Raw genomic sequence first — 12,427 nt, forward strand, 5'->3', positions numbered from 1 at the left:
GAAATGGATGAAGAGCAACAGAAAAATCATTAACATTTTTAAAATAATCCTTCGATATCGTTCGCTTTTATTCATATATCTAGTCTTTTAGAGACCTCCAAAAAAATGAAGCGTTTAAAAACAGAACAATTTTATCAGATCCTACTAGAAAGAAAGGCAGGCGACCACATTGAATATTCAAACGATTTTTGATCAGGAATGGGCAAATGAATTTCAGCAGCGGCTTTCAGCAGACGGCCCCTGGGCGAACTGGGATATGTATCGTTTAGCGACGCAGGTTCAAAAAGTCACAGCCATTGATTCATTCGAGGGACTGCAAGCTCCCGCGCACCTGCCTGCATTCACACCTTTAAAGCACCAGCTTGAAGTAGCCAGAAGAGTCGTAGAAGAAATGAATGGGAAAGCCATTCTAGCAGATGAAGTGGGACTTGGAAAAACCGTAGAAGCAGGACTCATTATCAAAGAATACATGATTCGTGGACTTGCCAAAAAGATTCTCATTCTCGTCCCCGCCTCTCTTGTATCTCAGTGGGTACAGGAGCTGCGGACGAAATTTTATATTGATGCTGTTGAACAAAAAAAGAGCTATGTATGGGAACAGTGTGACGTAGTCGTTTCCTCTATTGACACAGCCAAAAGACAGCCGCATCGAGACACGATTTTATCGATTGCCTACGATATGGTCATTATCGATGAAGCACACAAACTGAAAAACAATAAAACGAAAAACTATGAATTTGTGAGAAACCTGAATAAGAAGTTCTGCCTGCTGCTGACAGCCACACCTATTCAAAACCGGATCGGAGAAATATTTAATCTTGTTTCTCTTCTGAAGCCAGGCCACCTAGGAAATGAACATCAATTTAAAGATATCTTTGCCAAAAAGGACTTGCAGCTTGAAGACCATGACCGATTAAAACAGCTCGTCAATAAAGTGATGATTCGAAACCGAAGACAAGACACAGGCATCGAGTGGACAAAGCGGCATGTCAAAACGATTTCCATTGATTTCTCTCCGACAGAACAAGCATTGTATGATGAAATCTGCAAGCTGAAAGAGAATCCTTCTTATACAAAGCATATGTTTTCCATTATGACCTTGGAACGAGAATGCTGTTCAAGCCGTGAAGCAGTTTATATGACGATTAAGAAAATGCAGGAAGAAGAAAAGCATATTCTCGGATCTTCTGCAATAACGCAAATCATGGAGAAAATCAATCAAGTGGAGCAAAACTCAAAGGCGCTTGAAGTGGTCAAACTCATTCAGCAGTTAAATGAGAAGGTCATTATTTTCACCGAATACCGCGCCACACAAATTTATTTACAATGGTTTCTACAGCAAAATGGCATCAGCTCTGTGCCATTTCGGGGCGGCTTTAAGCGGGGCAAAAAAGATTGGATGAAAGATTTATTCAGAGAACGGGCGCAAGTGTTAATTGCGACAGAAGCTGGCGGCGAAGGGATCAACCTTCAGTTTTGTAACCAAATCATTAACTACGACCTCCCGTGGAACCCGATGCGTTTAGAACAGAGAATTGGACGTATCCACCGCCTTGGCCAAGAGCGAGATGTCCACATTTACAATATGGCAACGAGCGGAACAGTTGAAGAGCATATTTTAAAGCTTTTATATGAAAAAATTCAGTTGTTTGAAAACGTCATAGGCGATTTAGATGATATTTTAACAAGAATTGATATTAAAGATGTCGAAACAGAATTGCATCAAATCCTCTTCCAGCATGAACCAGGCGGAGACATGAAAAAGAAATTAACCCAGTTTGCTTCTTATTTAACTGAAGCACAAACACCACTTTTAGAAAAAAGACAGCAAGGCTCATAAAGGAGAGTTGATCAATGGAGCAGCATGACATTCACACCTTTCTTCTCCGTTTTTTCAAGGCGAATCAATGCAGCATATTAGAAGAAAGTGCAGGACATATGACCGTACAGCTGACAATTGAAATGGATAAATTGATTATGAACCGTCCTTTTTATTGGCACTGGCTTGAAAAAACTGGCGGTGTACCTGAACCGCGGCAATTGACTTTCATCACAGATCAAAAAAAAGCGGGTGATACGATCAGTGGTGAATTTATCCATTTCGGCTCCCCCCGGTTATTTCAAATATTTGAAGCGGTCAAAGAGCAGGGCCGTTTTATCCGGCTTTATGAACGAGTCAGCCCGCTCACGAACAACCAGATCGCCCTTGAGCCATGGCTTGGTCTCAATGTAAAAATTTCTTACCTTGCAGACCGGAAGAAGGATAAGCTTTTATCATTAGGCCTTCATCTCATTCGCGGAGAAGTCATTGAACAATTTCAAGAGAAGCTGGAAGCTCGTGAGCTGTCGTCTCAAATTCCCGATTATTGCTTTACGATGAGCACAATGATTAAGCCAGAGAGCGGAATCAAACGGCTCTACAGCCTTATGGAGCATTATGCCCATGAGGAGCCGGACGACTGGGCAGTGCGCGCCGTTCAAAAATGGAAGGAAGACTTCGAACTTTTAAACCAATTTTATGAAGGGACTTCAGACACATCTGTAGAATATGAAATAGAAAGACAAGCACTCAAAACTTTATACGAACCAAAAATCAGTCTTACGATTGAAAATGGCGGACTTTTTTACTTACAGCAAAAAAGAGGAGGTTGACTCATGGTCCCCTCCCTTTTATGTGACATACAATTTTCGATCAGTCTAAAGCTAAGTTTGTCTGTTTGTATTGGGCGGAAACATGACGCAAGCAAACTATGAGGTCTTACCACCTATGTCTTTCCATTTCATGCGTTAAGTGCCTGAAATACATGATTCAGTATTTTAGGAGGGTATTTGTATGGAAAAGAAAACGAACAAATTAGACAGTGAATGGGTTCAATTATTACGCGAAGCTCGCAAGGCAGGACTAACAGTTGAAGAAGTCCGTCATTTCCTCAAATCAAATGAAAAGTCCTCTGAGTCTCCCCCTCTGGTAAGAAGTCATTCTATCAAACCTTTCTGAATGTGCTATAATATCGAAAGGAAGGTGATGACATTGATTGGCCAGCGTATTAAACAATACCGCAATGAAAAAGGCTACTCACTATCAGAACTGGCCGAAAAGGCTGGGGTAGCGAAGTCTTATTTAAGCTCAATAGAAAGAAACTTGCAAACAAACCCCTCCATTCAATTTCTTGAAAAAGTCTCCGCTGTTCTGGACGTCTCGGTTCATACACTTTTAAACGAAAAAGATGAAACCGAATACGATGGTCAATTAGATAGTGAATGGGAAAAACTAGTTCGAGATGCAATGACATCAGGGGTTTCGAAAAAGCAATTTCGTGAATTTTTAGATTATCAAATCTGGAGAAAAAAGCAAGAAGAGGAGTAAAGCGCACGTTTTAGCGCATACTCCTCCAATTGCTATGCAGACCTTGATATCAGCCTAAAGACTGGCTTTATTTTTTATCTTCGCTGTGTGCTTTTTCGTTTTCTTTCACGTAGCCTTTTTCATCCGTATGCTTTTTTGGATTGATCGTTAAACCATTCCACTGAGTCGCTTCGAAGGAAAGATCAATTTGAATCGCATCGCCTTGGTATTTATTTTGGATATAGTGACCAGCTTTATCCTTCGTCTGGTCATTGATAAATTCAATGATCATTTCCATTTTATCGTAATCAAACGGATTCTTTGGAATGCCGTCATACTCTGGAGCCACTGTTCCATCAACAGTTGCTACATTAATTTTCCCACTTTCATGTAAAAACTTCTCATCGACGGCATGACGAAGCTTTTCAAATGCGGTCTGATCCTGTTTTGACGTTAATTGATGCAAGTCAAGCAGGTTTGCATGGTCTAAAATAATATTTTTCGGATAACCATTTCCACCTTCGGCTCCAACCGTAAGAACACTCACCTGAAACTGGCTGAGAAATTCTTCAGCTGTATTTTTACCGCCATTCTTCGCGGAAGATCCATCTGTAAACTGGCTGTAATCAAGACTCATCAGCACTTGGTTTATCGCTAGTGATCCCTTATTATCAAAATGAAATTCTTTCTTGATCCGATCACCAGGTTTTAAGTTCGAAAGGTTGATGGCGCCGGAGTTCTCTTTAGCAGATAAATCCAGCTCTCCTGTCGAGTAGACCGCGTTTGCCTTTTCAATATCATTAAACGCCGCCCATGTTCCCCCGCCAATTAATGCAAGACCTAAAGCCCCTGATAATACACCTAAACGAATTGATTTCTTCATTGCCATGAATAAACCCCCTAATATATTGTTTTATTGAAACCTGATTAGGTTACAAACGATTTAAGCTTGTTCCTCTGAGATATGTACATCAGCCGTGTGTCTACGATGTTTTGCTGCGCCCACAAAATGAATGGTTGAATAAACGAGCAGCATGACACCTGGTATAATAAGGAGCAAAGCAGTTCCAGCTGATGTCCCTGCATACGAAAGAAGCTTTCCTGCATAAGGAATGTTCACTCCCATATACTGCGCAGTTACCTGATCCGCTTTTACCAGCGTACCGTCCTGATACATATTATTGTCACCCTTCGTCTCAAACGCTTTATTTGCACCCTTTCCCTTCACCCCAACAATTCGGTGGGTCACAAAGGACTGATCCTGCTTTGTTTGAAACGTAATAATATCTCCTTTTTTGAGCGTCTCAGGTGAGGCGACCTGTTTTACAACAATCAGTGACCCAGCTGAAAATTCTGGTTCCATCGAACCTGATAATACTTGCTTCAATTGATAACCGAAAATCTGAGGTTCTCCTCCTGTTGTTCTTGATGACAACACGACAATAATAGAGGCTATCATCACCGTGAACACCATCACATAAAGAATACTCCCAGACATTTTCATCCATTTTTTCATAACCCCTTCTCCCCTTCGCCTATCATTTTTTCACTTTAAAAGACAGCTCCATTTAGGACGCCTTTTCTTGACACTTTGAGAGCACCATCGGTTTAGACCAAAAGTACGCCTGATCAGATGCGCCAAACCCTTTAGGATAATAGATTTTAAATGCATAGCTTCCATTTGTTTTTGCTTTATCTGTCGTGACAGTCGCTGTTTCTTGCGACAACAGGGACTTTATGGAGCCCTTTTCAAGAATATGACCATCTTGTAATGGCTTCTGACCATTTCCTATTTTATGTAATTCCCACTTCCATTCAGAGTACGCAATAGGCTGTCCACTATTTTTTAGTGTCATGCTCAGCTTTTGAGGTGCGCAGACTGTTCCTTCGATCATCGTTTGATCGATAAGCTCCAATTGACTTTCATCCCATTTTTTAGGCTGACAATGCTGATCTGTCTGTTCAAAATTTTCACATGTTTTCATGACAAAGTTTTTGTGCTCAACATCGTTAAAAGAAGCATTCGTTGGTGTCATGAGGGAAGACGTCAAAATCAAACAAATGGCACAAAAGAGTACAAAGAGCGACTGTTTCATTCATTCCTTCAACTCCTTGAACAACTGTTCTTTAAAAAGAACGATTATATACAGTATAAGGAAATACCTATAAAACCCAAAACGTCAAATTAGTCCATTTTGTTCTTAAACAAGAACCATTACGAGAAAATTCTCCCATTTTCTCATTTTTTCACCATATTCAATATTTTTTTGTGTGACATTTGTACTTCTTAAAACTTACATAAAAATGTAGGATTTGGTCAGGATATGAAGAGGTGAGGTGATGTTAAGTGAAATATGGAAAAATCATAATCATGCTCAGTTTACTGCTGAGTTTTATGATTCTAGAGGTCAAACCCGTTGATGCGAGAGGTTTGACTGCCGCCGCAGATCAATGGGAAACGCGGGCAGTCAAAGAAGCAAAAAAAAGATACCCGCTAACGCAAGTATTATTTAAACAAAAAGTATGGGACCGCCACCGCGATAAGGAATCTGTGAAACAGTATCATATTACGTTAAAAGACCATACAAAGGAATTTGGGGTATTCGTCACCATTTCCTATAATCCTTACTCAAATAAGGTGAATAAAGTGATTGTTGTGGAGGAATACAGCTAAAGTGGCATAGAAAAACCGCCTGCTGGGCGGCTTTTTACTTTCGTCGATGGCGCTGGCGTTTTTTAAGCATCATGGATAAGCCAAACGGCAGAACCCCAAATAAACGCTGTGAAAACGGCGGTTTCGTTTCTATTTTTTCTTGTTTGTGTTCCTTCCGTTCGTCACGTGGTGTATTCATATATTTAATGATTTCCTGCGTCATATATTTTACATAGTCATTTGTTTTCAAGCACATTCACCTCTTCTTCCTTCAAGTCTTTCCAGGAAGAGGATGATTTTATACACTGGCTAATAACTAATCAGGATTTGCCCATCTCATGATTTCACCGGTCTTCCAATCCAGCATCAGTTCACGCTCATCGGATAAACCATCTTTTGTTTTCACCTTCACCAAAACAAGGACAAGTTTTTTCTTAAGATCGCATTTCATCCGCTTCAGTGTCACACGGCCTTCTTTAGTATCAATATGGGTTTTCTGTTTCGCACAAATACGTTCTACTGTGCTGGCAGCTTCACTCACACCCACCCTAAAAAGCTGCTGTTTTTTATAAAAGGAAACCGTCAGCTCTGCACTTTTCAGTTCTTTTTGAAACCCCATCGTTATCGCCCCTAGGATCAAGAGAAAAAATAAAATCGCCGCAAGTACATGCGGATAGATAAACCCTTCCTCTCTTTTCACGATTTACGAACCACTCCTTTATATGTGAAAAAAACGGCTTCATACACTTTACCAGATCCATCTGTGACTTTTAGAATCGCTCTATGCTGACTCGTTCTCACGTGAAATTGTTTCACCTTATGCAATAAAGGAAGATGCCCAGCTTGATCCGTTCGTTTTCGAAGCATCTCTTGATATGGCTCAATTGTTACCACTCGCCCTTGATCAGAAATATACTCTAACGCTTTTCCATCTTTCACTGATTTCACAGCATCGGCACGACTTAATTCCTCATCTAATTGCAGAACAGTCTGTTTCCACTCCATTTGGGAAAATCCGTTGATGTCTTCAAATGGATGAGCTTTCTCCGCTGCTGAAAAGATCAGTCCACAGCCAAAAGAAAGAAATAGAAAGAGCTGCAACTGCCACAAAGCTTGTAAAAGGGTAAAAGCTTTGTCATCGCTCCACATGCTGAAAGCATATGGTCTCTTTTTTTTGTACTTTGTATGAAACACATCCCTTCTGTTTACGCCAATTGAAAACATACGTGATCTCGCCTCTCTTCTTTTTGATGGAAGATGTTGTCCCATTTATGAACGCTTCATTCATCTGTTCATGTAAAACCTGATAAGCTTCAAGATTGGCTCTCACTTCCTTTTTCCCCATCATGAGTTTTTCATAGGCTGGAATGAGCACTAGAGCAGCAAATAGAAAGAGATGACAGGCAAACAGTGTCTCAAACGTACTAAATCCTCTATTGTTTTTGAACATGGATTCGCCCGCTTCCTAAATAAATCGTGAGTTTATACGATTGACTGCCAAATTCGACAATGAGAGATCCACCGCTGCTTGGATGTCCCTTTGCATTAAAATAGATACCTTGCGAGAATGTAGAAGTTTTGATGCTGCCCTTTTTATGTTGATATGAAGCAATGACTTCGTTACTCTTTTGATCTATTACCTGATAAGATACATGCGGCGGATGGATCCCAACATGTACACGTGTTTTTTTGATAAATGCAGTATATGATGCCAATTGAAGATCTTGTTTCATGATGTTTACTTGTCTTTTGGCTTCAGCGTTTTCTATTATTTTTGGGATTTTCCCTCCCATGATCGACAATACAATCGATAAAACAAGTAAGATCATCAGCTGTTCAATCAGGGTAAAACCCTTCTCATGTAAAAATAATTTATTCATGCTTCACGTTGCCGTTTTGAATGACAATCGCTTTTCCATTAGGACAAGTTAATCCCTTTTTGACATAACCTTCTTTTTCTAATTCAGCTAAAGATGGCGTCTTCCCATCATGCTCCAATTCATATGCCATCACTTGTGTGCTGACCATTGATTTAAGCCCTTCACAGCCCTTTGCCTGAATCGCTTGGTGATGACGTGTGATATTCGGTATGGTAATGAGTAAAAGAATGGATATTACGAGCATGACTATTAACATTTCTAACAGGGTAAATCCTTTATCATTCATGTCTCTGTCCTCCTTCTTACACTTGCTCCATTAGTTGATACATTGGTAAAAGAATAGATAAATACACGATGAGTATAAGAAGTGCTGTTACCCCATAAATAACTGGCTGCAGCCAAGAAATCCATTTTTCAATTTTTAGCTCTGCATTCTCTAATAGAAATTGGCTGTACGTGTACATTTCTCTCGCAAGCATTCCGCTGGCTTCACCATGCTTGATAATGGCCGCAAAATGTTTTTCGAAAAAAGGAGACACGCTTACTTGATGGGCCATGCTTTCTCCTTTTCTTAACTCTTCCATCATTTGTTCACCTATTTCTTGAAGAAAAGGCAGGTAGCTTTGCTGTTTAAAAGCTTGCAAACCTTCGTACATCGATAATCCAGCTTGAAGCAGTCCGCTGAGCTGAAGAGAAAAAAGGTACGTATGCATCAGCTGCATCCCTTTATATAAAAAAGGCAGCTTACTCATCACCCTCAATTTCTCAAGGGTCGACTTTTTCCTAAAAAAAACAGCATAATATCCAATAAGACAGATACACAGACAACTAGTGATGAGCAGAAAAGCATGAAGGAATTGAAAAAGTCCAAACATCCCTTGAATCAGCCAAGACATGCGGGTATCCATTGATGAGTACAAAACAGAAAATTGAGGAATGATCATTTGCTGAACGAGTACCAGCACGACCAAAACCGTGAAGATAAGGAAAAGCGGGTAACGTAACATACGTTTAAACGTGTCTAACTGTTTGATTTTTTTCTCTAAAAAACGGGCGCTTTGTTCTAAAGCACGGGCTAGACTGCCATGCTTCTCAGAAAAACATAGTATAGCGATGACTTCCCGCTGAAAATGGAGTCTCTCCAGCACTACATAAAAAGGCTCGCCTTCGTGCAGCCACTGAATACCTAGTTTTAATTGCTGCCGCTGTTGTTTTGATAACTGGATATTCACCATCACTAATGCCTCAATCAATGTATATCCAGCCTGAATTAATTGAGCTAGTTTTGATAGGCATTCAGCTTGGTTCTTTTTAGACCATACTTTAGAGACTCGCTTCTTCATAAACCCAGCGATGGTAAGTGTTTTTTGATAAATAGCCGAGTGCCACTCCTTTACGAATTAATCTTTGCAGTGTTTCATATGACGAGTGAGCATATTCTCCTTTAGCCTCCTTGATACACTCACCAAGCTCTTTTCCAAACAGCAGTTCAAATACATTTGTTCGTCTGATCGGTCGATTTAATTTACAGTAAAGCTGACATCTTTCTCCGCAAAAAGGACAGGTGAGCTCGATTAATCGCTGGGCAGCAATCGCAACCATCGTTTGCTCAAGTTCATTCATCGTGACACCAAATTCAAGCATGCGGTAAAGGGCTCCTTTTGCATTTTTTGCATGGAGCGTACTCAATACTAAATGGCCTGTCAGTGCTGCTCTAATCGCCGTTCTGGCCGTTTCAGCATCTCTTATTTCTCCTAGCACAATCACATCTGGATCATGTCTTAATATAGCGCGTAATCCAGCGGCATACGTGATGCCGGCTTTTTCATTTACTTGAACCTGTAATACTTCTTCATTTCTTGTTTCGACAGGATCTTCAAGTGTAATAATATTTCGGTTGAAATTCTTTTTTGCAAACTGGATCAGTGAATAGAGGGTTGTTGTTTTCCCCGAATTGGTTGGCCCAGTAAATAAAATGAGTCCATGCGAGTGGTTTAAAAAGGATAATAATCTGGCTGAGGCTTTCGGAAATAATGATAGATGTTTTATTTTCGGAACATGATCCTGCGGTAAAATTCTAATCACTAAGCTCTCATCATTCACTGTCGGCAAGGTAGACATCCGAATAAATACTTGACCTTTTCTTAGCATCACAGCTAGTGAGCCATTTTGCGGCCTCCTTTTTTCCCCTATATCCATAGAAGATAAAAACTTAAAATGTGCAATAAGCCGCTCTCCGCTTTTTTTATCAATGGTTCGCTGCTGGATTAAATCTGAATCAACACGAAATGACACCGAAGCTTCCTTTTCTTTTGGCACAATATGCACATCAGAAGCCCTCATGCGGCATGCTTCTTCTAGCAGCTCTTGTCTTAAATATTCAATCCCATACAAGTGGATCACTCCTTTCTCTGATCACATTGTAGAATGGCGGAACGTGAATGACAAAAGAGCAATTTATGATTTTCATGACTAATAAATGATGAAAACCCTCAACTCACGATGCATTACATCATTTTTTAGAAAAGAGCATATAAAAAAACCTGACTTTTACAAGTACAGGTTTTTTGGTCATGATGTGGCTTCTTGCGGCTGCTCTTCAAAGATACGAAATCCTCTTTTTTCTAACGCTTTTGCAAGGCTGTGTTCAGTATTTACTTTTGAGAAATCAATGCCGAGTTTCACTACAGTTTGAGCGATCTCTGGGCGGATGCCTGAAATAATCGTCTCAATTCCTAGCAGCTTCGCACTATCGACCACTTTAAACAGCTGATAGGCCACCATCGTATCAACAACGGGAACACCAGAAATATCAATAAATAAATGCGTTAGACGCAGTCTTGAAGCCTGTTCTAGTACGGATTCCAGAATGATTTTGGCCCGGTACGTATCGATCTCTCCAATCAGCGGCAAAATCCCGATTTCTTTTGATACTGGAATAACTGGGGCACTTAGTTCTTGAATCATCTCTCTTTGTGCATTCAGCTGACTAAGTGTCACGCGGTCATATTCTTCTGATAAACGCTCAATCATGTCATCAAATGTGGCGTGAAAGTGCTGATTCCACTGACATACATCTTGCAGCGTCACTTCAAGCTCTGTTTCTTGGGTGAATGTCTCAATTCTCGAACAGAAAATGTGGCGGAAAATCTTAAACTGTCCAATGATTTCATATAACGGCACCTCGTGCACTGCTCGATCACGTGCAATATCAACAGACCACTTTTTCAAATGGTTTTCTACTTTGTCAGACAGTGTCACAAGCGTGGCTGCAATGGTTTGAATAAACGCCGTGTTCTGTTCCTTCAGCTTCTTTTCCGTTTCCTCTGAGGCATGTTTAGAATATAATGAGCCTTCTTCTGTTCTTGTTTTTAGCCATTCTTCGGTCATGACAGGGGCTTCTTTTAGGATAAACTCGTATAATTGCTTTGATTTTTCATTTTTCATTTATTTCTTTCGCTCCTTTTTCACTAAAACTCGTGACATACAACTTTTATGTATAAATGACCGCAGATGGTGAACAATAACATTACACGTTTGATATTGGGCTATAGCCAAGTGGTAAGGCAATGGACTTTGACTCCGTGATCGTTGGTTCGAACCCAGCTAGCCCAGTTCAGCACAAAAACGAAGACGGCTGAAGCTTGTTTCAGCTGATCTTCGTTTTTTATTAGGAAACCGATTGATGAATCGCTTTCTTCTTTGATATTTTCATGAGTTCTCCTGGATTATAGCCGACCACTAATTTATTCCCATCAATGATGATTGGTCTCCGGAGCAGCTTTGGTTTTTCAATGAGAAGCTGTAAGACCTCGTTTACTTTTAAGTCATTAATATTTAAATTTAAGCTTTTAAAAGCCTGACTTCGTGTGGCTAAAATTTCATCCATTCCTTCTGTTGTTAAAGAAAGAATCTTTTTTAATTCATCTAGTGTTGGCGTTTCTCTGAAAAGGTGACGCTCTTTAAAATCAATTTGATTCGCCTTTAACCAATGTTTTGTTTTGCGGCAAGACGTGCAGCTCGGGTATGAATAAAAAGTAATGTCACTCATTAGTCTTCCTCCTTAGGTCGTTAACCTTTTCTCTTATGGAGTAAGTACCCTCATGCTTTTCAGCATAAACACTTTTTCATCATTTTTTCAAAAAAATTTTTTCTACATTCAAAATAAATTGTTCACATGATGTCAAAAATGTAAATGTTTACATAACAAGTGATGATCAGCTATAATATGAATCAAAGGGGTTTTTAAGGGGAGGGAAAGAAATGAATCGCATGTTCCGCGTGCTTGGCTTTTGGACGGGTATTTTTGCTGTCATGTTCTATTTAGGACATATGAAAGATGCATCGCTGCTGTTCTTCGGTCAAACCGTTCTTTTTGTATTTTTATCCTACTTGAATTTATCCGAAAGAATGTATATTTACATTTTCGGAGCGTACTTGACGATTTTCTTTGCCGGATTTACATATTATTCGATTTTCATCATGGTTCCCGGTACCGGACATTAATTGAAAAAAGCATCTCTTTTAAAGAGATGCTTTTTTCATGCC

The 12,427-nt window shown here is 39.9% G+C and carries 19 protein-coding genes and 1 tRNA gene; 7 read left to right on the forward strand and 13 right to left on the reverse strand.

What is annotated here, in order from left to right:
* Positions 1–169: 169 nt before the first annotated feature.
* From NSU11_RS11365 to sinR, 4 genes are all read left to right on the forward strand, one after another.
* Positions 170–1,840: an SNF2-related protein gene (locus NSU11_RS11365; protein ID WP_024427994.1), complete on the forward strand. Its 1,671-nt coding sequence runs from the start codon at positions 170–172 to the stop codon at positions 1,838–1,840.
* A 14-nt stretch (positions 1,841–1,854) separates the two neighbouring features.
* A complete protein-coding gene (locus NSU11_RS11370) occupies positions 1,855–2,652 on the forward strand; it encodes a YqhG family protein (RefSeq protein ID WP_024422968.1) in 798 nt (265 codons plus the stop codon).
* Positions 2,653–2,833: 181 nt separating this feature from the next.
* On the forward strand, positions 2,834–2,998 hold the full coding sequence (locus NSU11_RS11375) for an anti-repressor SinI family protein (RefSeq protein WP_073206269.1): 165 nt from the start codon (positions 2,834–2,836) through the stop codon (positions 2,996–2,998).
* A gap of 33 nt (positions 2,999–3,031) precedes the next feature.
* A complete protein-coding gene (sinR, locus tag NSU11_RS11380) occupies positions 3,032–3,367 on the forward strand; it encodes a transcriptional regulator SinR (RefSeq protein WP_024422969.1) in 336 nt (111 codons plus the stop codon).
* 67 nt (positions 3,368–3,434) lie between these two features.
* On the opposite strand, the gene NSU11_RS11385 is transcribed toward sinR, so the two are convergent.
* From NSU11_RS11385 to tapA, 3 genes are read right to left on the reverse strand one after another with little or no spacing between them, the layout of a single operon-like run.
* Positions 3,435–4,235, reverse strand: coding sequence for a TasA family protein (locus NSU11_RS11385; protein ID WP_024422970.1), 801 nt, complete (start codon positions 4,233–4,235; stop codon positions 3,435–3,437).
* A gap of 54 nt (positions 4,236–4,289) precedes the next feature.
* Positions 4,290–4,862 carry a signal peptidase I gene (locus NSU11_RS11390; RefSeq protein WP_024422971.1) on the reverse strand — a complete coding sequence of 191 codons (573 nt, stop codon included), beginning with the start codon at positions 4,860–4,862 and terminating at the stop codon, positions 4,290–4,292.
* A gap of 52 nt (positions 4,863–4,914) precedes the next feature.
* The gene (gene tapA, locus NSU11_RS11395; RefSeq protein WP_024422972.1) at positions 4,915–5,442 is read right to left on the reverse strand and encodes an amyloid fiber anchoring/assembly protein TapA; all 528 of its coding nucleotides are present in this window, start codon (positions 5,440–5,442) and stop codon (positions 4,915–4,917) included.
* A 299-nt stretch (positions 5,443–5,741) separates the two neighbouring features.
* Between tapA and NSU11_RS11400 the strand changes: the two genes are divergently transcribed.
* Complete coding sequence (locus NSU11_RS11400) at positions 5,742–6,020, forward strand: DUF3889 domain-containing protein (protein ID WP_171464609.1); 279 nt, start codon at positions 5,742–5,744, stop codon at positions 6,018–6,020.
* Positions 6,021–6,054: 34 nt separating this feature from the next.
* Here NSU11_RS11400 and NSU11_RS11405 read toward each other — a convergent pair whose 3' ends face one another.
* From NSU11_RS11405 to NSU11_RS11445, 9 genes are all read right to left on the reverse strand, one after another.
* Positions 6,055–6,249 carry a YqzE family protein gene (locus tag NSU11_RS11405; protein WP_024422974.1) on the reverse strand — a complete coding sequence of 65 codons (195 nt, stop codon included), beginning with the start codon at positions 6,247–6,249 and terminating at the stop codon, positions 6,055–6,057.
* Between the two features lie 66 nt (positions 6,250–6,315).
* The gene (comGG, locus tag NSU11_RS11410; protein ID WP_151862661.1) at positions 6,316–6,699 is read right to left on the reverse strand and encodes a competence type IV pilus minor pilin ComGG; all 384 of its coding nucleotides are present in this window, start codon (positions 6,697–6,699) and stop codon (positions 6,316–6,318) included.
* Entirely contained in the window at positions 6,696–7,223 is a 528-nt protein-coding gene (gene comGF, locus NSU11_RS11415) for a competence type IV pilus minor pilin ComGF (RefSeq protein WP_342493582.1), read from the reverse strand. The genes comGG and comGF overlap by 4 nt, the downstream gene beginning before the upstream one ends.
* Positions 7,135–7,449, reverse strand: a complete 315-nt coding sequence (gene comGE, locus NSU11_RS11420; RefSeq protein ID WP_283859498.1) for a competence type IV pilus minor pilin ComGE — start codon at positions 7,447–7,449, stop codon at positions 7,135–7,137. The genes comGF and comGE overlap by 89 nt, the downstream gene beginning before the upstream one ends.
* Positions 7,433–7,879, reverse strand: coding sequence for a competence type IV pilus minor pilin ComGD (comGD, locus tag NSU11_RS11425; RefSeq protein WP_024422976.1), 447 nt, complete (start codon positions 7,877–7,879; stop codon positions 7,433–7,435). Before comGD ends, comGE begins: the two co-directional genes overlap by 17 nt.
* Positions 7,872–8,165 (reverse strand): competence type IV pilus major pilin ComGC, encoded by a 294-nt coding sequence (gene comGC / locus NSU11_RS11430; protein ID WP_024422977.1) that lies wholly within the window; start codon positions 8,163–8,165, stop codon positions 7,872–7,874. The genes comGD and comGC overlap by 8 nt, the downstream gene beginning before the upstream one ends.
* A 16-nt stretch (positions 8,166–8,181) precedes the next feature.
* Positions 8,182–9,222, reverse strand: coding sequence for a competence type IV pilus assembly protein ComGB (comGB, locus tag NSU11_RS11435; protein WP_024422978.1), 1,041 nt, complete (start codon positions 9,220–9,222; stop codon positions 8,182–8,184).
* Positions 9,203–10,273 (reverse strand): competence type IV pilus ATPase ComGA, encoded by a 1,071-nt coding sequence (gene comGA / locus NSU11_RS11440; RefSeq protein ID WP_025092972.1) that lies wholly within the window; start codon positions 10,271–10,273, stop codon positions 9,203–9,205. Before comGA ends, comGB begins: the two co-directional genes overlap by 20 nt.
* Before the next feature lie 177 nt (positions 10,274–10,450).
* Complete coding sequence (locus NSU11_RS11445; RefSeq protein WP_024422979.1) at positions 10,451–11,326, reverse strand: STAS domain-containing protein; 876 nt, start codon at positions 11,324–11,326, stop codon at positions 10,451–10,453.
* Positions 11,327–11,423: 97 nt separating this feature from the next.
* Here NSU11_RS11445 and NSU11_RS11450 point away from each other — a divergent pair.
* Positions 11,424–11,494 (forward strand) — tRNA-Gln (locus NSU11_RS11450).
* Positions 11,495–11,549: 55 nt separating this feature from the next.
* On the opposite strand, the gene NSU11_RS11455 is transcribed toward NSU11_RS11450, so the two are convergent.
* A complete protein-coding gene (locus NSU11_RS11455; RefSeq protein WP_007501232.1) occupies positions 11,550–11,930 on the reverse strand; it encodes a Spx/MgsR family RNA polymerase-binding regulatory protein in 381 nt (126 codons plus the stop codon).
* Positions 11,931–12,142: 212 nt separating this feature from the next.
* Between NSU11_RS11455 and NSU11_RS11460 the strand changes: the two genes are divergently transcribed.
* Positions 12,143–12,385 (forward strand): DUF2626 domain-containing protein, encoded by a 243-nt coding sequence (locus NSU11_RS11460; RefSeq protein WP_003217440.1) that lies wholly within the window; start codon positions 12,143–12,145, stop codon positions 12,383–12,385.
* Positions 12,386–12,427 lie beyond the last annotated feature (42 nt).

Source organism: Bacillus sp. FSL R5-0712, from assembly GCF_038593285.1.
Lineage (GTDB): Bacteria > Bacillota > Bacilli > Bacillales > Bacillaceae > Bacillus > Bacillus safensis.